The sequence below is a fragment of the Halobacteriovorax sp. genome (assembly GCF_048381875.1).
Taxonomy (GTDB): Bacteria; Bdellovibrionota; Bacteriovoracia; order Bacteriovoracales; family Bacteriovoracaceae; genus Halobacteriovorax_A; species Halobacteriovorax_A vibrionivorans.
The window spans coordinates 96,461-117,284 of sequence record NZ_JBLXBP010000004.1 but is presented as its reverse complement, the minus strand read 5'-3'; the positions used below and the strand labels follow the sequence as shown (position 1 = coordinate 117,284).

At 33.9% G+C, this 20,824-nt stretch carries 18 protein-coding genes; 1 reads left to right on the top strand and 17 read right to left on the bottom strand.

Features of this window, described 5'->3' with window-relative positions; all coding sequences use genetic code 11:
• Positions 1-10: 10 nt before the first annotated feature.
• From ACN5L8_RS13030 to ACN5L8_RS12975, 12 genes are all read right to left on the bottom strand, one after another.
• On the bottom strand, positions 11-1,687 hold the full coding sequence (locus ACN5L8_RS13030; RefSeq protein ID WP_419168920.1) for a GspE/PulE family protein: 1,677 nt from the start codon (positions 1,685-1,687) through the stop codon (positions 11-13).
• Between the two features lie 74 nt (positions 1,688-1,761).
• Positions 1,762-2,442: a hypothetical protein gene (locus ACN5L8_RS13025; protein ID WP_419168921.1), complete on the bottom strand. Its 681-nt coding sequence runs from the start codon at positions 2,440-2,442 to the stop codon at positions 1,762-1,764.
• Positions 2,435-3,355, bottom strand: coding sequence for a bifunctional riboflavin kinase/FAD synthetase (locus ACN5L8_RS13020; RefSeq protein ID WP_114706128.1), 921 nt, complete (start codon positions 3,353-3,355; stop codon positions 2,435-2,437). Before ACN5L8_RS13020 ends, ACN5L8_RS13025 begins: the two co-directional genes overlap by 8 nt.
• Entirely contained in the window at positions 3,342-5,000 is a 1,659-nt protein-coding gene (locus ACN5L8_RS13015) for a BatD family protein (RefSeq protein ID WP_419173242.1), read from the bottom strand. Before ACN5L8_RS13015 ends, ACN5L8_RS13020 begins: the two co-directional genes overlap by 14 nt.
• Positions 5,000-6,775, bottom strand: coding sequence for a VWA domain-containing protein (locus tag ACN5L8_RS13010; protein ID WP_419173241.1), 1,776 nt, complete (start codon positions 6,773-6,775; stop codon positions 5,000-5,002). Before ACN5L8_RS13010 ends, ACN5L8_RS13015 begins: the two co-directional genes overlap by 1 nt.
• Positions 6,775-7,764 (bottom strand): VWA domain-containing protein, encoded by a 990-nt coding sequence (locus ACN5L8_RS13005; protein ID WP_419173240.1) that lies wholly within the window; start codon positions 7,762-7,764, stop codon positions 6,775-6,777. Before ACN5L8_RS13005 ends, ACN5L8_RS13010 begins: the two co-directional genes overlap by 1 nt.
• Positions 7,754-8,518, bottom strand: coding sequence for a hypothetical protein (locus tag ACN5L8_RS13000; protein WP_419173239.1), 765 nt, complete (start codon positions 8,516-8,518; stop codon positions 7,754-7,756). Before ACN5L8_RS13000 ends, ACN5L8_RS13005 begins: the two co-directional genes overlap by 11 nt.
• On the bottom strand, positions 8,515-9,360 hold the full coding sequence (locus ACN5L8_RS12995) for a DUF58 domain-containing protein (RefSeq protein ID WP_114706123.1): 846 nt from the start codon (positions 9,358-9,360) through the stop codon (positions 8,515-8,517). Before ACN5L8_RS12995 ends, ACN5L8_RS13000 begins: the two co-directional genes overlap by 4 nt.
• 1 nt (position 9,361) lies before the next feature.
• Positions 9,362-10,309: an AAA family ATPase gene (locus tag ACN5L8_RS12990; RefSeq protein WP_419168927.1), complete on the bottom strand. Its 948-nt coding sequence runs from the start codon at positions 10,307-10,309 to the stop codon at positions 9,362-9,364.
• Positions 10,302-11,477: a class I SAM-dependent rRNA methyltransferase gene (locus ACN5L8_RS12985; RefSeq protein ID WP_419173238.1), complete on the bottom strand. Its 1,176-nt coding sequence runs from the start codon at positions 11,475-11,477 to the stop codon at positions 10,302-10,304. Before ACN5L8_RS12985 ends, ACN5L8_RS12990 begins: the two co-directional genes overlap by 8 nt.
• Positions 11,477-12,259: a hypothetical protein gene (locus tag ACN5L8_RS12980; RefSeq protein WP_419173237.1), complete on the bottom strand. Its 783-nt coding sequence runs from the start codon at positions 12,257-12,259 to the stop codon at positions 11,477-11,479. Before ACN5L8_RS12980 ends, ACN5L8_RS12985 begins: the two co-directional genes overlap by 1 nt.
• A gap of 40 nt (positions 12,260-12,299) precedes the next feature.
• Entirely contained in the window at positions 12,300-13,601 is a 1,302-nt protein-coding gene (locus ACN5L8_RS12975) for a hypothetical protein (RefSeq protein WP_419173236.1), read from the bottom strand.
• On the opposite strand from ACN5L8_RS12975, the gene ACN5L8_RS12970 reads away from it, so the two are divergent.
• Positions 13,600-15,939: an endonuclease MutS2 gene (locus tag ACN5L8_RS12970; protein WP_419173235.1), complete on the top strand. Its 2,340-nt coding sequence runs from the start codon at positions 13,600-13,602 to the stop codon at positions 15,937-15,939. The genes ACN5L8_RS12975 and ACN5L8_RS12970 overlap by 2 nt on opposite strands.
• Here ACN5L8_RS12970 and lepB read toward each other — a convergent pair.
• From lepB to ACN5L8_RS12945, 5 genes are all read right to left on the bottom strand, one after another.
• The gene (lepB, locus tag ACN5L8_RS12965) at positions 15,936-16,661 is read right to left on the bottom strand and encodes a signal peptidase I (RefSeq protein WP_114706117.1); all 726 of its coding nucleotides are present in this window, start codon (positions 16,659-16,661) and stop codon (positions 15,936-15,938) included. The genes ACN5L8_RS12970 and lepB overlap by 4 nt on opposite strands.
• Positions 16,662-17,894, bottom strand: coding sequence for a penicillin-binding transpeptidase domain-containing protein (locus ACN5L8_RS12960; RefSeq protein ID WP_114706116.1), 1,233 nt, complete (start codon positions 17,892-17,894; stop codon positions 16,662-16,664).
• The gene (locus ACN5L8_RS12955) at positions 17,878-18,483 is read right to left on the bottom strand and encodes an SAM-dependent methyltransferase (protein ID WP_114706115.1); all 606 of its coding nucleotides are present in this window, start codon (positions 18,481-18,483) and stop codon (positions 17,878-17,880) included. The genes ACN5L8_RS12960 and ACN5L8_RS12955 overlap by 17 nt, the downstream gene beginning before the upstream one ends.
• Positions 18,484-18,951: 468 nt before the next feature.
• Positions 18,952-19,116 (bottom strand): hypothetical protein, encoded by a 165-nt coding sequence (locus ACN5L8_RS12950; RefSeq protein WP_419173234.1) that lies wholly within the window; start codon positions 19,114-19,116, stop codon positions 18,952-18,954.
• Between the two features lie 138 nt (positions 19,117-19,254).
• A complete protein-coding gene (locus tag ACN5L8_RS12945; RefSeq protein ID WP_419173233.1) occupies positions 19,255-20,715 on the bottom strand; it encodes a hypothetical protein in 1,461 nt (486 codons plus the stop codon).
• Between the last annotated feature and the right edge of the window lie 109 nt (positions 20,716-20,824).

Genomic DNA, 20,824 nt, shown 5'->3' with positions numbered 1-20,824 from the left:
GTAGTTCCTACTATAGTTTATCGATACTTGAGTTTTTAACTGCTTCTTCTAATGTCGTAACACCCTCAGCAACTTTAGTGAGAGCCGACATTCGGAGTGTTTTCATACCGTCAGCAATGGCCTGTTTTTTTAAGTCATCAGATGAACAGTTTTTTAAAACTAGCTCACGTGCACCTGGAGTCATTTCTAAGACTTCATATATTGCGACACGCCCCTTATATCCACTTCCATCACAGAACTCACAGCCTTTACCTTTGTAGACTTTTAAATTCTTTGCAGAGTTCGGGGTAACACCACAGGCTATAATTTCTTCAACGCCGACTGATTCATCAACAGCTTTGCAATTTTCACAAATCTTTCGACAAAGTCTTTGGGCGACAACCACATTCAATGAGCCTGTAATAAGAAAAGGCTCAAGTCCCATATTTAAAAGTCTTGTAACAGTAGATGGTGCATCGTTTGTGTGTAGAGTAGAAAGAACCATGTGCCCAGTTAGTGCTGCTTCAATAGCAATCTCACCAACTTCTTCATCTCGAATCTCCCCAACCATGATAATATCAGGATCTTGTCTAAGGAAGGCCTTTAGAGCTCGAGCAAAGTCTAAACCGATGTCTTTTCGAACGTTAACCTGATTAATCCCCTCTAAGTTGAACTCACAAGGATCTTCAGCTGTTGAAATATTTTTCTCAATACTATTAAGTTCTGATAGTGCCGAATAAAGAGTTGTTGTCTTACCTGAACCAGTTGGCCCTGTTACTAAGCACATCCCATATGGCTGCCTGATCCCCTCAAGAAAAACTTCTAATTGCTTTGGTTCAAATCCGAGCTTTGTCATATCAAGCTGAAGGTTTGATTGATCGAGAAGTCGCATTACAACTTTCTCTCCAAATAAAGTTGGAAGCGTTGAAACACGATAATCGATTGGGTTCCCATCGATCTCTAATTTAATACGTCCATCTTGAGGAATTCTTCTTTCAGAAATATCTAACTGACTTAGAATTTTCATTCTTGAAACCAGTGGCATAAGCATCGACTTTGGAGGCTGTGCGTATTCAATTAGAGAACCATCAAGACGGAATCTAATTCTAAAGTTATTCTCATAAGGCTCTACGTGAATATCTGAAACCTTTTTAAGATATGCCTCTGCTAAGATCTTATTTACAAATGAAATTACATCTTCACCAATATCTTCTTCTTTAACATTCTCATCACCTTGAGCTTGATCGGCCCTAACTTCTCTAACTGTTTCAAGAATTTCATCAATTGATGCGGTAATATTTTGGTAAAGAGCTTTCCATGCTGATAATGAGGTAAGGACAAACTCGACATTGGATTGAATATCTTTTTGAATTTCTGCTCTAACTTCTATTAATGAAGGATCAAAAATAGCAACAACAAGAGAGCCGGCCTGTCTTTTTAAAGGAACAATTCTATACTTTGTTGCAACACCCTTCTTAATCATTTGAAGAGTTGAGCCCGGAACCTTCGTCTCTGAAAGGTCAACATATGTAAGGCCACTATTTTCTGCAACGGCCTTTGCAAACTTCACATCATCAAAGAAGTTAAACTTTAATAAATCTAACTCAGAAACAACGCCAGGATTCTTATTTGCTGAAAGAGGAACCAAGTCTTTTCTTGGAACCATTCCAGTTTTTGCAATAACTTCGAGGAATTCTTTTCTTATCACTTTACTTTACCCAGTATAAATTTCTTTGAAAATTAACTACTTACAAACAAATAATTATTAACTATTTGTTTATATTATAACGTAAAGTTCCAAAATTTTTTTGCGGCCACTGCCTGTAGGTAAAGAAGTTCACTTCCATCAATATAAGTGAGTTTATTTGTCAGGGAAGACTCATGGAACGAATGTTTATAATTCATATCCCAGAAAATAGTATTTCTTGATAATGATAAATTAAAATGAAATACGCGGGCACAACAATTTATTATCAACAATTTATCGAGGTTAAATTCTTGTTCAAAATTGATATCATTCAAGTTTCCATCAACTTTTCTAGAGTACTGAACATAATCTATATTTAATTCATCAAATAAGACATTAAACATCTTTGCCATTGTTCCACTTCCAAGAACAACAACTTCTCTCTCATTATAGTTTTCTCTTAAAAAGATTTCTTTTGCCGCTAAATAGTCAGTATTTGTAGCAATATACTGACTTCCTTCTTTTTTAATGCAATTTATACCGCCAATCTTTCTAACGGTAGTATCCATTTCCACAGCATTAATGAAATGAGTTTTATAGGGTGCAGTAATAGATAGGCCCATCTGCTCTTTAAAAATTTCATCAAGAGAAGGAATTGATTGAGGCTTTGCTATATCGAGAAGAGTATATTCGACTTCATTATTAAAAAGTTCAGCATAAATATCCGGAGATTTAGAATGATGAATACTTTTTCCTAAGAGAGCGAGTTTAATCATTGAAATATTCTCTTGTTTTATCAACATCTAAATTAATTTGCTCAATGAGATCGTTAACAGAATCAAACTTCTTTTCATCGCGAAGCCTTTTAATAAAAGATACCTCGATCTCGTTACCATAAATATCATTATCAAAGTCAAGGATATGAGTTTCGACAAAAACCCCCATACCATCAGTGAAAGTTGGATTATGACCAATATTAGTAACGGAATACCAAGTTGACTCACCAAATTTTGTCTTTGTTATATAGACACCGTTTTTGGGATATCGACGATATCTATCAAGATCGAGATTAGCTGTAGGAATCCCGATTTGACGTCCTCGTCCAGCACCTTTAATGACGCGTCCTCTTATAAAGTAGTCGCGCTTTAGATACTTTCTAACTGATTCAACATCTCCATCAGCAAGGGCCTCTCTTACAATTGTACTTGAGACCTTTCCTCCCTCAACATCAAAAGAGCATAAAACAATTACTTCTGTATTAATATCTTCACAGTATTTTTTTACAAAACTATGATTACCCTTTTTTTGTGCACCAAATGCAAAATCGTGTCCAAGATAAAACTTAGCAGGGGCCTTTGCATTAAAAATAAACTCATCCAAAAAGTCCTTTGGTGGCATTAGAGAAATATCTCGATTAAATTCAATTTCAAATAAATAATCAATTCCTAATTCAGATAAAAGTTCACGCCTTTCTGAATAACTATTAATTAGATAATGCTCCTTGGGATTTAGGATCTGAATTGGGTGAGGTGTGAATGTAACAACAACTAATTTTAAGTTGGAGTTTTCACACTCGTCCTTAATATTTCTTATAACTTTCTGATGGCCACAGTGGACACCGTCAAAATTACCAATAGTGACAGCATAGTCGAGTTCATTTAACTCATTCAAAGATTTAATTACTTTCATTTGATTCTCTTATTAGTTCGTTCCAATATTTCTTTTCGAACTTCAATGGAAGCTTTGCACCCTTGTATTCGTTTTTACTTGCGTTCTCAACTAAATCACTAAAATAAGTACGAGCTTCACTGCTTAAGTTTGAGTTCTCAATCTTATCTCCCAGACTATCACCTGACTTATTATTTGAATAGGTACAGATATAGTGAAAGATTTGAGAATAAACAAAGTTTTTCTTAAGATCATTAAGAGGATCTCTCTTAAATAATCTAATATATGGAAAAGCGGTTAAGGCAAGTATAAACACAGCAATCGCACCGAGTGAATAATTTATAATTGTCCAAATGTTGCGTTTTTGTGATGGTTTAAAGACAGGTGCCATAACATTTTGTTGAATATTCTTTTCGACAGTGCTTCTAATATTTTCTTTTGCTTCTTTGGCTACAGTTGTAGCTTCTTTTGAAGAAATATTTGAAGAAGATGTTCCCGAACCAATAATAGAAAGAGCATCAATTTCTAACTTCGTCGTTTCAAATTGATGTGTTAGTGGATTAAAAATCGATAGTTCCAATGAGTTTTTTGGAATATCTTCGGAATATTTTGCAAGATATGTGTAATCAAAACGTTTATTCTTATCAAGAGGTGTTTTCTCAATCATTTCTGCACGGGCCTCAAATACTTCAAAAGCATCTGAGCTAATTAAACGAGGTGCTTCAAATTTCTCCAACGCACCGTCACCGACAACGTTTAACCTAGCCTCTAAAACATCATTTACAACAACCTTAGACTTATTAAAGCTCAGTTCAAAGCGATGTTGTCCAACAAGGCCAGTAAATGATTTTGGCATATTTTCTGTAGGTATTGGGATCGATTTAATTTTAACGCGATCACTTCGTATAACCTTTGTTTTATAAGTTGCGCTTGAAAAAGAAAATGACATTCCAAAAGCATTTCTTCTTCTACTTTTATAATCAGGATATTGAATCCTTAGCTCAATTGGATCAATTGAAAGATCACCTGTTTTTTCTGGATACAATACTGACTTATAGACTAGTAACCTTTTATATACTTCACCTTGTATACTGACTCTTTCTACATTAGTGCGAGGTAATTCGAATCTCTTTAAAAAACCTTTTTGTACTGGGAACTTTACAAATTCAGGGTTTGTAATCTCACCCTTAAAATATACATAGTAATTTAAATCAATGCGCTCACCAACATAGGCTTGTGACTTATCAACCTCCGCTCTAACAAAATAATCTTGCAGGGCCGCTCTTTGCCTTAAAATTCGTACAGAGAGTGAGCGATGCTTTACAACGCTTCCACCTAAGTCGACTTCAATATCTTTTACAACAGTAGTACCAGGCTTTCTCGCTCTTATTTCGTAGACATAATTATAGATCTTCTTCTGGATCATTTTACCGCCAGCAAAAATCCCTTTAACCATCATACGGCTTGCATCATTAGTGTTATCAGAAATTATCTCTCCATTATTAAGTTTGAAACTTACATATGGCTCAACATTACTTTGACTTTCAAAAGAAATCGTTAACTTGAAGGAATCTTCTAATGCTACCTGACTTGAATTTACTTTTGCTGTAATTGTTTGTGCAAAAGTAGATAAACCAAGAAGTGAAATTAAAATCCATTTTATCATTACCAGTCCTTACGATTATTATCACCTTCAGATGAAGTATCTATAAATTTTTGTTGCAACTGAGCGTCATCATTCATAATTTGCTTAAAAACACCATTGGCCTTACGCATCTTCTTTTTACGTTTTGCCTGACTCTCAATCTGCTTCCATTGCTGTTGCTTAGTTTTTTGTTCTTTTTTATTACCATTTTTAGAATCTTTCTTTTGACTCTGCTGCTTTTTCTCTTGATCCTCTTTACCTTGACCAGACTTCTTATTTTTCTTCTCTTGGCCTTTATCGTCTTTATTTTGACCCTGCTTTTTCTTCTGCTCAGAGTTCCCGTTATTGTCTTTATTCTGATCCTTATTCTTATCTTTTTGATCCTTATTCTTTTTATCTTTCTTATTTTTCTTATCTTGTTTCTTCTTTTGTTCTTGTTTCTTCAAGGCCAACTTAATTTGCTCAGTAATTTTCTTTTTTAAATCATTGTTTTGAGTACGTGTACTTATATAATCAAATAAGTTTAATGAGTCCTCGAGTCGATTGTTTTTGAGTAAAGCTGTAGCGTAGTTAAAAAGGTCTTCATCCTTTTCATTCTCATAATTACTTAATGTTTCACTATAAATTTCTACGGACTGCTCTTGACCATTCTTCTGCTTTAAATACAGTTCAGCTAGCTTTAACTTTTCGTTATGAGTAATTTCTCCTCTACGCATTTTTTCAACTAGCTCATCTTGATAGGGGTTCGGCTGCGCTGCTAGATCTTCTTGATTTGCAAACGCTTTATCTTTCGGGCCAACAACAATTAACATTATGAAGATTGCTGTCATTGCATTAAACATTTTAAAGCGACTTAGTATCACGAAGATAACGTATGAAATAATTGCGCTAATAATAATCCAATACCCCAGAACAGGACGAGATCTGAAACTTCCTTTAGAAAAGGCATTTAAATGTACATTTTTAAAAAAGTCCAATATCTCTTGAGTTGGTAAACTGTATGATTCGATAAACCATACTTTTGAATACTTTGACTTCTCTACTAAGTCCTCAAAGAAAGTTTTATTTAATTTTGATACGATTTCAACATTGTTATGTTTTTTATATCGTCTAAAGTTTCCACGCTTATCACGAACAGGAATTTTACCACCATCTGGTGTTCCGACACCTACAATTCCAAGACTAATTTCTTCAGGGATTTCAACATCAATGCTTCCATGTTCTTCACCATCAGTAATTAAGAGGATATTTCCCTTTGTGTACCCATTAGAAGTTTTAAAGTATTGAAATGCTTCCTTTAGAGCTAAACTAACATTTGAGCCCCCATCTGGTGCTGCCGACAACATTGTTTCAAGACGCGACTCAAGTATGTCTAAATCATCAGTAAATGGAACAATTTTTCTTTGAATATCAGAGAATATACTCAATGATATTTGGTGGCCAAAGGCATTCTTAACAAAATGTTTTGCAATAATAGCTGCCTTAGAAATTCGATTCGGCCTTACATCCTCTACAAGCATACTCATAGAATTATCAATAAGTATGAGTGTTCGTTGATTTGGTATATTAGATTCAACGACTTCTTCAGGACCTCTAAGATCACCTACAGCAAAAGCAAAAATAAAAAATGATAAGAAATAGAAGATAATTGAAACTTTTTGTCTTTTCTTGATTTTTAATGACCAAATAGACTGCACTAGTTTAGAAAACTTATTTCTAATTCGTAGTGAAACCAAAGAAAAAATTGCTACAACCACAACTGAAATCACTAATAATTTAATATTAACAAATTCCATTACGCAACTTCCCTATATCCAATACGTCGAACAGATTCAACAAAAACTAATAAGAAGAATCCGGCCATCAGATATTTATAGTAGTCCTCTTTATAGATTATTCGTCCTTTAATTTCGAGGCCTTTCCTTTCAAGCTTATTAATTTCAGATAAAACTTCATTAAGAGAGTCATTGTCTGAGGCCACAAAGTCTTTTCCACCAGACTCTTGTGCAATCTTGCGAAGAGTTTCAAAGTCCATGCTTTGGCCTGGCATATTTTGATAACGTTTACGTCCATATGCATCTCTACCAACCGGTAGTTTGGCATTAGGATCACCACCAATACCAATTGTATAGATCTTAATTCCAAGCTCTTTTGCTTTTTCAGCGGCCTGCATAGGTGACATTAGACCAGCATTAGCACTACCATCAGTTAGAAGAACAATTGACTTATTCGCCGCTATACTCGTCTCAGATCTTGCAAGTGCCAGACCTAAAGCGTCTCCAATATTTGTACCAGAACCTAAAAAACCAATTTTAATTTGTTCTATTGATTGCTCCACAAGCTTTAAATCAGTTGTAACAGGAATTAGAGTAAAGACCTTATCTCCAAACATAATAATTCCAATACGATCTACTGGCGAGAGCTCAACGAACTTTCGTATCTGTTCCTTAGCTGCTTCCAAGCGATTTGGAGGAAAGTCTTCTGCGAGCATCGAACGTGAAACATCCACAACAAAATAGATGTCATTAATTTCTTTTTTTACATTACTCTTACCCATCGGGGTTTTGGGCCCCATTAGAGCGAAGCTAATAAGAAGCCAAGAGATAACACCAAGAACTAACAAGATACCTCGCATAATTGAGAAGGCATTTTGTGTACGATATTTTGGAGGTAGAATTAACTCCCCTTTTCTCATGATACTGAAGAAGTCTAAGATCCAAAAGAGTAATCCTACTAGACCAGCAATAAATAAATATTTATTTTGAAACACGTAACTATCTAACAACAATATTCTCCTTGGCCTTACGATGGGCCTCCTCTAATGTTATTAAGTCGCTCTGATCCCAATTCTTCTTATACTGAACTTTATTAGTTAAGTTTAAATATTCGACATAAGCATCTTTATTAGAAAATATTTCATAAAACTTATGACGATTTGAGTATATATACTCGTGACCTTTACGATCTGATACCTTTTTAAATTCATCGACAATATTCTGCCAATGCTTCTTTTGAGCATTCTTTGTTTGAATCTTACGAAAGAATATAAAGATTAAAATAAGAATAACGATTGCAGTTATAGAAATTAACAGAATCATTAAAGGACTTAACTGGCCAGGCACACTCTTATCAAAAACAAAGAAGTCCTGTCTTGAAACCGGAGTATTAGAAAATGATATAGCAGAATAATCCACAGCGACTGCCATACCGCGATAGTCCCAAATCTTTGGAAAGTTAGGCTTAGGTTCGCTTATTAGCACACCTCTAGCTTCAACAATATAATACTCTGGATTTTCTTTTAAAATAAATTGCTTCTTTATTTTTAGGATTTTAATCATGTCCACAAAGTTTCTAGAAAGTAATGATTTTTTAATATCCTGATCACTTACTTCACTAATTGGATGTAGCATGATTTTAAAGTCTTTTATTTCACCAACATCCCATGAACTCTCTTTATCGATAAGCTCAAGTGTTAGCTTTGTATCAAGTGCAAACGTAGACAGAGACAGAATAGAAATAATAAGTAAAAGAAATCTCATAGCATCTCCTTTACAAAAACATCTAAATAACGATCACTAACATCAATATCTTTCAAACGAAAATCATAATCTAACTTTTCATTTTTCCCTTTAAAGCGAGTATTAACTCGTCCACTCCCCTTTCCTGCGATTCGTCCAACTAGAGTAAATCTAAACTCATCAGAAGTATCTAAGGGAGTTAACAGCCTGAAGGCATGAACGTGCCTTCTAACCGTTAACCTCTTTAAGGTCTCAGGAGAAAGAAATTCATAGAAGTCACTTAGTATAACGACCTCTCTTTTTTTATAAAACTCTCTTACTAACTCTTTATCAAATTTTGCGAAATTTCTTTCTTTTTGATTCACAAGAAATTCCGTATTCACTTCACCATTTTCATCAATAACTTTAGATTTTCTCAAGCTGTCGACAAATGCGACGAGACCTGCTTCTCCTCTTTTCTTTTGAACTCTTACAACTTTATCGTTTAAACAAATTATTGTTTCAATATAGTCATGTGTTTTTTCTGAAAGTAAGTATAAAAGGCTGATAATTTCAAAAGCCGCCTGTATTTTAGAGACGCCATTATGACCAATTACCATTCCGGGACTACAATCTAATAATATTGTTATTTCAACATTTCTTTCTTCTTCAAATGTCTTAATATATGGTGTATTCGTTTTTGCCACCATCTTCCAGTCTATAAAACGTACATCATCACCATGAACATACACTTGATGTTCTTTAAACTTAAGCCCCGTGCCTCTAAAGTGAGATTTAAGCATTCCAATAGAAAAAGAATTGGCCCTTTTAAAAAGACTATTCTTCATTCCTTGGACAATTTTATGTACTTCAACTGATTTCATATTAAATCATCTTTTGTGCGATCTTAACTGCAATATCCCTTGCGTTTTGGCCATCAATAGTGGCTTCATAAGTAAGAATAATTCTATGCCCTAAGACAGAGGCAACAACTTTCATAATATCATCTGGTGAAACGTAGTCTCTTTGGGCCATAAAGGCATTAAATCTTCCAAGCTTGTGTAGCCAAATTGCTGCACGTGGAGAAGCACCTGCTTGAACCAACCCTTTAAAGTCAGGAGAAAAGTGCTGATCACCAGGTCTTGTTGCTCTTACAATCTTTACAATTAAGTCTTTCATTTTATCATCAACATATACTTTTTCGACTTCCTCTCTAATTGAAAGAATGTCATCCGTTGAAAGAATCGAAGCCATTTCATCTTTAATTTTTTCCATATCAAGAATTGATTTTTCAGCTTCAAAATCTGGATAATTTACTTGTACCTTCATCATAAAACGATCAAGCTGTGCTTCAGGAAGAGGATATGTACCCTCTTGCTCTATCGGGTTTTGTGTCGCAAGAACGACAAATGGGCTCGATAGCTTATGTGTAGAATCTCCAATTGTTACTTGCTTTTCTGCCATGGCCTCTAATAGAGCCGATTGTACCTTAGCAGGGGAACGGTTTATTTCATCTGCGAGTAAAAGTTGTGTAAAGATTGGGCCAAACTTAGTAGAAAACTCTTCTTTTTGTTGAGAGTAGACCATAGTCCCCACTAAGTCCGATGGAAGTAAGTCTGGTGTAAATTGAACTCTTTTAAAGGTTAAATCACAGAGCTTACTCATTGTAGAAACAGAAAGAGTTTTACCAAGCCCAGGCATACCTTCAATTAGTAAATGTCCTTCACAAACAAGAGCTGCGATAATGCTATCAAGCATTTCATCTTGTCCATAAACAATACGTTTTGCTCTGTCTAAGACACTTAGTACTTTTTGTCTTGAATTATCAGTCATTTCTATCCACCTTATAAGCTAAATATTTTATGTAATTTGATCTTGAATCTAAATTTGATATTGGGTGATCAAGCCCTTGAATACCTGTATCAATTAATTTTACACTTACCCCTATTTTATTAGCAGCTTTAAGAACACATTGATCTAATTCACTCATACTAATATTTTGGGTACATGATGCAGCGGCAAGAAGGCCACCGTTTTCAATTATTTGAAAAATTTTGTTATATAATTTTTCATAACCTTTAAGTGCAGCTTTCTTATCTTTATAGTTCTTACTAAATGCTGGAGGATCACAAACGATAATATCATATTCATTACCGCTATTTATTGCACCATCAAGAAACTTAAATACATCACTTCTAATAAATGTTCCCTTGCCCGAAAAATTATTAAGACTGAGATGCTCATCGACGACACCTTGCATATTTGCCTGATCAACAAAATCGACTTTTGAAACATTTGCTCTAAGTAGATGCAGTCCCCAAGAACCAACATATGTAAACAGATCTAAGCCTTTCTTAAATGATTGCCCAGTTCTTATCGTTAGCTCTTCAAATTTACGACGATTTTCTCTATGATCGTAGTAGTAACCTACTTTTTGCATCAACTCTCTATCGATTTTATATTTGAATCCATTTTCAGTTACACTTATAACTTCAGGCAAATCATCTTTTTTAAAAGTGGGAAGTTCTTCAATCTTTCGATATTTTTCGTTATCTAGAAGTAAAACATCTTTATCAATCAATTCATTAAGATATGTCTTTATATCATTTCGAAACTGATCCATACCTGCTGAGTTAATTTGTAAAATAGCACAGTTTTCATAGGAATCGACAATAACACCAGGCAGACCGTCCGCTTCTCCGTAAATGAGTCTCGAATCTAGAGCATAGCCAATCTCTTTTCTATAAGAAACTGCATTTTTAATTAAGTTCTTAATTAAGGATAAGGGGTCATCTTGTGAATACTTATAAACACATATATTTTTTTTACGAGAAGAATTTGGATTAACAAAGCCTATGTGCTTAGCTTTATTAAATTCAAAGAAGCACCATTCACCAGGTCGATAAGATTTCAAACTATCTTCAATATCATTTTCAGAAAGCAGTATTACTTTTTCTTCAAACCGAAGATTTATTTTCTTCTTTATATTTATTGTTCTCATTATTCAATACCCATAAACTTCTTAGCTTTGCCTGTATTGATATGATAATTATTCACCTTCAAATTCATTTTTCCAAGATCAATCTTCTTATCACCATTGATGGCATAAGAGACTGTATTAATTTCACTTGGAAGACCAAACGTATTCACTTTATCGTATTCAATTTCAATTTCTTTTTTAATTGAAGACACCCCACGACCTTCACTAATAACGATTTGAGAAACAACACTCTTGCCTTTGGCCCACGACTTCTTAGAGTATGAAAAAGCGGTTGTAGTGATAAGGTTTGGGCTCTTTGTTTCAATTGATTTAATATGACCACTTGAATAGAACGATACAGCTAAATCTAGTAATTCTTTCTTTGATTTCACCCTAATATATCGGGCCGACTCTTTTGTATCTTTTTTATAAACACTTGATTCTAAAGCAGTTGTTAAATCTTTAGCTAAAATCAACTCAACATATGGCTTAACCTTAGCAATTAGTGTTTGCTTTAATAAATCAAATCCTTTCTCAGGTAGTCCTTCGACTCGAACACGTATGTTATTTGGAAATGACCAATACACTCGATAGTAGACATCATCCGGTACCAATGCAGTATTCGACTTAACGTAACTTTCCAAGTTAGGTTCCCTAATATCAAAGAATAGATCTTTAATTTCACCTGCTAGTGGTGTGTAGGTTCTTAATTTATGGTCTTCAAAAATTTTTTCATTATTTGAAAAAACTGAAGATACAGATAGAAGTAATACAACAATTAGCGAAATATTAAATTTAAGCATAAAACGTCCTTTTAAGCTATTTTAAAAGGGACATACAGCATTACCAACTAGTTGAAATTATTTCCTTCCAATTGACTTTTGGAAGTATTAAATGCTTTTCTTTCTTATAAATGACCTTACCTTGTGCTCCCTTGACTCCTTTCAAGTTTTCTACCTGAGTAAAAACCACAGGTATTTGATCTGCACCAAATTCACTGTACTCAGCAAGCATTGAAGCAAGGACACTATAAGTATCAAAATCAAAGGTATCAGCATTTTTTGCAATTAGGTGTGCACTTTTATCACCATCTAGGTGAAACCACATATCTCCCTTAGTTGACCATTTACTTCTGATATAATCATTTCCTCTCGTATTTAGACCAATGGCGATTGAGATTTCGCCCCATTTTACAATGACATGATCATCCGACTTTTTAGGTTCATTACTACTTTGTGCTACTTTCTTCCATATTGGAGTATTTACTTTTTCCTGAACAAAGGTTTGTTTTTTATTCTCTAATTCTTCGATCACATCTTGTAATCTCTTAGTGAGAAACTCCTCACCTTTTTTTAATTTCTTTATCTTAGTGAAAACACTATTCTTTTTTTGATAATAATTTGCACTATAATCAAATTTAACTTTGAAGTTCTTATATTTAAAAACGTGACCTGATAAATCTAAGTCATCTTTAATTAATTTTTCTTCGATTTCATGTCTAATTTTACAATTCTCAAGGTCTTTAGAGATAAGAGACTTTTTACGTAGTAGTTTCTTATTGTAACCAGTTTCAATTTTTTTATTAAAGACATCATTCGCCTCTAGAACAAGTTTTGATTCTTTAATATTCTTTATATCTAATTGTTTACGCCCTATTTCATCAAATAAATCAAAATCAGACTCTTCATTAAACTCAAGTTTCTTTTGTGAAATCCATGGAGAGAAGTGCATCCATTTGTTATTAGATTGAAAAATATATGAGAAATATAGCTGTCGGCCTTTCCAAAATAACAAAAGCCTAGATTTATCTAGAAACTGAAAGGATAAACACTTATCAAGTGTATCTGCTTCTATTTTAACGAGTCTCGCATTTCTTATATTTGATCTTAAAAACTCGAGGAACTGATCTCTTTGGATACGATATTCTGAAGGTATAGTTTGAATCGTATCCCAAACCCCACAGTATTCTCCACCTCTGCCAATCGTTATACAAAGGTTTTTTCCCCTAAGCCTAAGTTGAAGTAATAGCATCTTGCCAGATGAAAAAATCTTTTGGATTTTAGGACATGTTGATTCCCCATTTTCCATAATTTGCTTGTTAATTTTATCGACATTTTGTCCAAGCTCTGAGAAATTTAAATTCATGAATAATCCAACTATTTTGTCACAAACGCTTAGTAATATTGACTGGAGTAAAATTGCTTCAGAAATTACAACGTATGCGAAATTTGATACCAATAAAAACATTATAGAACAAAACCCAAAGGTTTACGAATTTGAATCCTTAGCTTCTCACTTTTCTAATTTAAACGAATTAATTAAAAAGATTGATGAGACAGGAAGTTTACATGAGATATTCTTTAGCAATCTAAGAGATAATCAAGAAAATCATAACGCACTTAACTACATCTCTAAAGGCGGCGTTGCAACAATAGATCAACTTAACTTTTTAGCAAATCTTATTGAGAATCTTTTTCCAATTAAGCGAACACTTAACTTTGGAGACTATAGAGAAATCCTTGAAGATTTCATTAATAAAACTCAACGCCTAAAAAGTAAATTCATCAACCCATTTAGAAAGTTTGTTGATGCCGATGGAAGCGTACACCTTGAAAAACATCCAATTATTGCACCTTTGATTCAGGAACAAATATCACTTGAAAGAAGAATACGTGAGACGATTAACTTTATATTGAAAGATGAAGATATCTCTAAACGTCTACAAATGGATACATTTGACATCATAAATGAAAGATTTGTCATTCCTATTAGAAGTGATTCTTACCGAAGTGATCTTGGAAGCATTGTCGCTCGATCATCAACTGGAAATACACTTTTTGTCGAACCTGTATCGACGAGAAAAATGGCCAACGAATTAATCGAAATAAATTCCAAGATAGATTATGCACTATCTCAGATCTGTAAAGGCTACTCTGAACAAATTAGTAATGATATTCAAGTAATGAAAGATATTTATTCTTTCTATATTTCACTTGATTATACAAATACATTAGCAAGTTATTCACATGCAAAAAACTTCTGCTATCCAGAAATCAGTGCTGATGGTGAAACCATCATTACAGACTTCTATCATCCTTTAATCGATGAGTGTGTCACAAATAGTATTGAACTAGAAAGTAATCATAAAGGCATAATTATTTCTGGGCCTAATACAGGTGGAAAGACAGTAAGTATAAAGAGTATTGTCATATCTCATCTATTTTTTAAACTTGGGCTTTTCATTCCTGCACAAAAGGCAAAATTACAGTACAAAACAGATATCTTCTATTTTGATAGCGACTATCAAGATCTAGAGATGGGACTTAGTTCTTTTGCTGGTGAAGTTAAAGTCATTCTCGGTATGCTTGAAAATATTCAAAATAACTCACTTATTGCCGCTGATGAGATATTTAATTCAACATCTTCAGATGAAGCATCTTCTCTTGCATACTCTATAATTAACTATGTTACACATGAGCTTGGATGTGATGTACTTATTTCAACTCACCACCAACTTTTAAAAACCAAAATGCAAGACAATCCTGACTTCCTTTCGGCCCATGTTGGTTATGACTTTGAAAAGAATTGTCCGACATATAAACTTGCTATGGGGACCCCTGGCTCATCAATGGCCCTTGAAATCTTCAAACGCTTAAGTCATGAACATTCAATCCCTACAAAAATTCTCGATAATGCTAAGAAGATGTTAGATACAAAATATGTAACATATGAAAAGTTGCTACAGGATTTATCTCGTAAACAAGAAAAAATCGATAAAACACTACGTGAGAATAAACAGCTCAACTTTGAATTAAAAAATCAAAAGAAGTCCCAAGAAGGTATTCTCTTTCTCGAAAAGCAGAGAGCTTTTGATAATTATGAAAAAGAGATACGAAAAATCATTAAAGGCCTAAATGACGTTAAGGCCAAAAGCCTAAGCAATGAAATTACTCATCTAAGTAAACAGTTTGAAAAGCTAAAGCCTGATCATGACGAGAAGAAAGCGAAAGAAGAAGTACGTACCGTAGCAAAAGAGGTCAAACAGGGGCACCGCTATTTTTGCGATCGCCTAAACACAACATGTGTAGTTTCTGAGGTTAAGGGTAAGAATTGTATTGTCGAGGTCAATGGAAAAAAAATAACAGTTCCTAAAAATTCTCTCTTTGATCAACAAGGTATTGATCGCAATAAAAAGGCAAAGCCTAAGAAAGAAGTACAAATCAATGTCTTCAAAACAATTAATTATACAACTGAAGTTAATTGTCGTGGAATGAGACTAAGTGAGTTTCAGCAAAAAGTCTTCTCTTGTATTGATGATTTAAGAATGGGTCATATACCATATCTAATCATTGTCCATGGCCATGGTGATGGAACACTTAAGAAATGGCTTAGAAATGAGATGAGAAGGCACAAAGACTTAACTTGGACACCTGATGAAGGCAATGACGGCGCAACGAGAATTGACTTGGTAAATAATAATTAATTTATTGATTTGAAGATTCGATCAAAGTTTATTGTCATTTGTCCTGAATAACTATCTTGTTTCATCGAAAACCATACAAAGAAGGCGCGACCTCTTATATTTTCAAATGGTACAAAACCCCAAGCACGAGAATCTGAGGAATTGTCGCGATTATCACCCATTACAAAATAATGGCCTTCAGGGATTTTAGTTTTTTTGAAATTTAATTTATAGATATTATCCATATCCTTTTTAACAACAAATTCTTTATCATTAACTGTTGTTTGAAAATATTCATAATTATCATTATTTTTTGTAGCAATTAATTTCTCAGACATTTTTTGACCATTAATGAGGACTTCCTTATTTTTAATTTCAATAGTCTCACCTGGTAGGCCAATAACTCTTTTTATGTAATTTATTTTCAAGTCATTTGGATACTTGAATACAATGATATCCCCTCTTTCAACTTCATTAGTACGAAAGAGATAAGTAGGTGTTAAATTAATATTTCCAAGAGCGATATCAGAAAATGGAACTTTCAATCCATATTGAAACTTTTTTACAAGGATGAAATCTCCAATTTCTAAGGTTGGTATCATTGACCCAGAAGGGATTCTATATGGTTCAAATAAAACTGAGCGAAAGATTAAAAGTGAAATGATTATAATGAATGAATCGCGAGTCATCTTAATAAATGTCTTCTTACGATTTAAAATCTTCTCTTCTATCAATTCACTCACTTACTTAAGCCCTCTATAGTATCTTGAGATTATTTCCTGTGCTAATTTTGTGGATTTAACATACCACTTTTCATAGTTAATAATCATAACACAAACAGAGATGCCCTTGTCATTATTATCCTTTTTAGGTTTTGCATAAGAAGTAAACCAGTCTCGTTTTCCATAGGGGAATCCACCTGTAATAGAACCTGTTTTACCTCCCATTTCAAGCTTGCTTGAAAGGCGACGATTCATATAACGTCTAAAGGTTCTTCTTGCTGTCCCCCTTTTAATCGTTCCCTGCATTAGTTCAGATAACTCATCAGCAACTTTCTTATTTATAACTCGTTCTTTTCTTATTTCGTTTGTCCAGACATCCTCGCTCTTATTATCACTTAAATGCAGTGCCAAACGTGGATAAGTCAGCTCTCCCTCATTTGCCACAATGCTTGAAATCACAGCACAATGAACAGGTGACATCTGTGTGCGTTTATTAAAACCTGACGCTATCTCGGCCAAGGCGTAATCAGTTTTTGGAACTTCAAATGTTGAGCGAGCTAAATCGATTTCACTCATAAGGTCTTCATTAAAGCCTAACTTTTGCGCCATTTGCTCTAGCTCCTGTGGAGTTGTGTTGTTAATGGCGGCCTTACCAAAGATTACATTATTTGAATATGCAAAGGCACGATCAAAAGAAGTCGACCTCTGCCAACGTGTCTTCTTATTTTTTAGCTGGTACTTATAAAGAGTTGTCCCTCTTCCTCGGTACTTAAATTTATCATGAATATCGAAGTCAGCATTATTTACAAGATCCGCACTAGTTACAATCTTAAAGACACTGGCGGCGGGATGGGTCCCAGTAAATGGCAGTAAATAATCAAAGACTTTCCCTTTTCTAGTAAAACCGAGGGAAACTAAAAGATTTCCATTATTATTATCCATTACAACAACAGCTGCTTTATCAGGACGATAGTAGCGCAACCTCCAGCGAACAAACTTTTCAAGCTTCTTATCTGTTGCGTACTCAATATTATACAATTTGCCATTGTGTTGAATTGATTGTTGAAATGGTTCAACCGGGTCCAATAATTGACTGGAGAGATAGTGCTTTAGTTGCTGATCACTAATAACACTTGGTTTACTTTCAACTTTTGCTTTTTTATTCTCTTCTTTTCCTAAAAAGAAAAAACCAATCAAGGCAAGTGGGGCCAAGATTAGTAAATACTTATAGATAAATTTATACTTTTTGATCACCTTTATAGCCTTTACCAATCACAAAGAATTCCTTACTTACCGATCGTGTCGATTTTGGCTTTAAAAAATGGAATTCTTTAAAAATGTTTTTTTGTGATTTTAAAAAGACTTGCGCCTCATGGCCATCAAATACTTTAATAACAAAGTTTCCACCAGGCTTTAAAAAGACAGGTAAGTGATGAAAAACCTGCTCAATAAGGTTTAAACTCCTTAACTGGTCAACTGATCGAACACCCGTTGTATTAGGGGCCATATCAGAAATAACAACATCAAAGCGATCATCAAAATCAAGCTCTTCTACTGTCGTTACATCAAAAATACTCTTTTCAAAGAGTTTAATATTCTTAACCCCTAAAAGTTTCTTATTGACTGGTTTGATATCGATACCGACAGCAAAGCCATCTGGCCCAATCTTCTTACTCGTGTACTGCATCCACGAGCCTGGGAAATAACCTAAATCAAGAACATTATTACCCTTCTTAATAACTTTATACTTATTATCAATCTCTTCTAATTTATAAATTGAGCGAGCAAGAAAGTTCTCTTTCTTGGCCTTTTTATAATAGTAATCCTTAACTTTAAACGTCATGACCTCAACCTTATACTTACTATTAGCTAAACATTATTTGCAGAACTGAATTCATGCTTATTTGTAAGCGCATCTATATTTTCTTACATCTGAGAGCAAAATATTTTTTTATTTTGTGAAAAAACTTATTGACTCAGGTTTTTTACTAACATTATTAACAGAGTTATCCACACTTGACTATAATCGTTGGTTATTTTTCACTGTCTTTACTTTTACTAATGAAATCCCTTATTTTCAATACTTTACCATCTATGTTGCGTAGTGATGTCATACTTTGACAGGTTGCGAACCAACTTACCAACAAAAAACACCAAGTTATCAACATATACACATTTCAAAGTGCTTTCAAAGCTTGTCAACAATATTTTTAGAATTTTATTGTAAGAAATTTGGGGATAAACTCCCCTTGTACGAAATGTACAATAATACTTATTTTAAAGGTCTTAGGGCCATTTCTGGCCCATAAGATTATTCTGACGTTACCATATATTCCAACTCATCAGTACTTGCTAAAATAGCACCGTACTCTTCACCATCATCATATGTGAATGAACTAGCAATCAGCTTGATGCTACCATCAAGTGGATCAACTAAAACATATGGCTCGTTGGAATTAGATGCTTCTCTTCGCATCTTGTAGGACTCAGAAAACTCTTCAAATAACTGTCTTGTTATATGAGATTTAAACAGATGAAACTCCCTTTCATCGTTAACGTTATCTTAATTATAAATTAAATCTCAAATAAAGATAGCGATTTAAGAGTGAGCAATTTAGTCAATTGCTCCTATTGTACGTAATAAGATCTTCACACGTCCCTCAAAGTGAGAATCCAATAAGCAAATGATGATATAGACAGCATAGATCATATTGCGACGACTTCTAAGGTGGCGAATTTTTTGAAAAATAACTTCGATTAAGAGTACGCTGAAGAAGGCCAGTGGCCATAAAATAGAAAAGTCCTGAAATGTTCGTGAACTAAATAGAATATCGATCAAGATAAGGCATAGAATTGATATAGCAACCTTCATCGATAAATCATGCGAGATATTTAAAACTTGTTTTTTTTCACTTCTAGTTTGCCCAATTAACTTATAAATAAATACACCTAGGCCAAAGATAGAAAGTATGAAAAATGACTTTCTAAAAAAGAGTCTCGTAAGCTCCGCATAGATAATGTTTATACTCTCAATCATCTGTACAGAAACGTTACTTGTTGAGAAAAAGAATAATGAAATTGAAAGAAAAACACCTAATAAAGTATATTTGAAAAATTGTCTGCGATACCAGTATGTCTCTTCTTTTAAGAATACAAAGTGAATTAGCAGAAGTTGTACAACCAATAAGATAATATTGGATTTATCAATAACAGTACCCCAGGCACCGAGTAGACCAATAAAGAGACCTGAGCGATAAGTTGAACTCTTAGTCGACCATAGAGTTGACCATACCCACACAACAGAGAAAGTTGTTAGAAGCGTAAATCCAAAATTATTGGCCAAGATTTTAGAAAATGACCACGAAGATACTAAGGCAAAAACCCCAAGTAACGAAAGCCTACGAGAGACAAAGTTTCTCAGCAGAGCATAGAAGGTCATCAAAAATAAAGACATTGTCACAAAGTAAAAATGAACAGACCAAGATAAATTTAGAAGTTGTGGATACTTACTAAAAGGAATGTAATTGATAGAAATAAAGTTCCAAAAGGCACCCGATACTTTTTCACCTGGATCAAAGAATAAACGAAGTGAGCCAGTTGAAAAAAGGTTTGGTAGTTCAGGAAGTGATGTAAAGAACATCACAACAGTTAAAAATAGAACTGTCTTTTCGAATTTATCTAAATAGCGATACTCATGAAAGTTAGTCGAAACAGACTCTTTAATAATTTTTCCACGAGTGGGCCATGAATAAAATAGGCCCATAACAACCCACGTAACCCAAAATATATTATAGCTCCATTTATGAGGGAGGAGACTTAGTAGGTTAAAATAGATGGCCATAAAGAACATCCCCATAAAGAGACGATAAACCACCCTATCGATTGAGGAGTTCACTTTAAAATAAATTTTTAAACGATGATCAATTTCCTTACCTAGAAGAAACCATTGAGAAACAATGAACATAGAAAAGAAGATCATGGCTATAATTTGCCAAATTGGTGCTAAGTTCACTTCTTTTTGTAAATAAATTGGAAGTAGCAGAAACGTAAAGTATGTAACTAGCCGAAATGACAAGAATTTAGTTTTTTCAACGAAAATATCCGACTTTTTTTCTAAAGTTTTCACCATAATACCCGATAAATTTAGTACAAAATCCCAATCCCAAAATTACTTTCTCGAAAAG

Excerpts from the sequence above, each read along its gene's own strand:
- ACN5L8_RS13025 (WP_419168921.1), bottom strand. The coding sequence starts at position 2,442 with ATGATTAAACTCGCTCTCTTAGGAAAAAGTATTCATCATTCTAAATCT.
- ACN5L8_RS13020 (WP_114706128.1), bottom strand. The coding sequence starts at position 3,355 with ATGAAAGTAATTAAATCTTTGAATGAGTTAAATGAACTCGACTATGCT.
- ACN5L8_RS13015 (WP_419173242.1), bottom strand. The coding sequence starts at position 5,000 with ATGATAAAATGGATTTTAATTTCACTTCTTGGTTTATCTACTTTTGCA.
- ACN5L8_RS13010 (WP_419173241.1), bottom strand. The coding sequence starts at position 6,775 with ATGGAATTTGTTAATATTAAATTATTAGTGATTTCAGTTGTGGTTGTA.
- ACN5L8_RS13000 (WP_419173239.1), bottom strand. The coding sequence starts at position 8,518 with ATGAGATTTCTTTTACTTATTATTTCTATTCTGTCTCTGTCTACGTTT.
- ACN5L8_RS12995 (WP_114706123.1), bottom strand. The coding sequence starts at position 9,360 with ATGAAATCAGTTGAAGTACATAAAATTGTCCAAGGAATGAAGAATAGT.
- ACN5L8_RS12990 (WP_419168927.1), bottom strand. The coding sequence starts at position 10,309 with ATGACTGATAATTCAAGACAAAAAGTACTAAGTGTCTTAGACAGAGCA.
- ACN5L8_RS12985 (WP_419173238.1), bottom strand. The coding sequence starts at position 11,477 with ATGAGAACAATAAATATAAAGAAGAAAATAAATCTTCGGTTTGAAGAA.
- ACN5L8_RS12980 (WP_419173237.1), bottom strand. The coding sequence starts at position 12,259 with ATGCTTAAATTTAATATTTCGCTAATTGTTGTATTACTTCTATCTGTA.
- ACN5L8_RS12970 (WP_419173235.1), top strand. The coding sequence starts at position 13,600 with ATGAATAATCCAACTATTTTGTCACAAACGCTTAGTAATATTGACTGG.
- ACN5L8_RS12975 (WP_419173236.1), bottom strand. The coding sequence starts at position 13,601 with ATGAATTTAAATTTCTCAGAGCTTGGACAAAATGTCGATAAAATTAAC.
- ACN5L8_RS12955 (WP_114706115.1), bottom strand. The coding sequence starts at position 18,483 with ATGACGTTTAAAGTTAAGGATTACTATTATAAAAAGGCCAAGAAAGAG.
- ACN5L8_RS12950 (WP_419173234.1), bottom strand. The coding sequence starts at position 19,116 with ATGCGAAGAGAAGCATCTAATTCCAACGAGCCATATGTTTTAGTTGAT.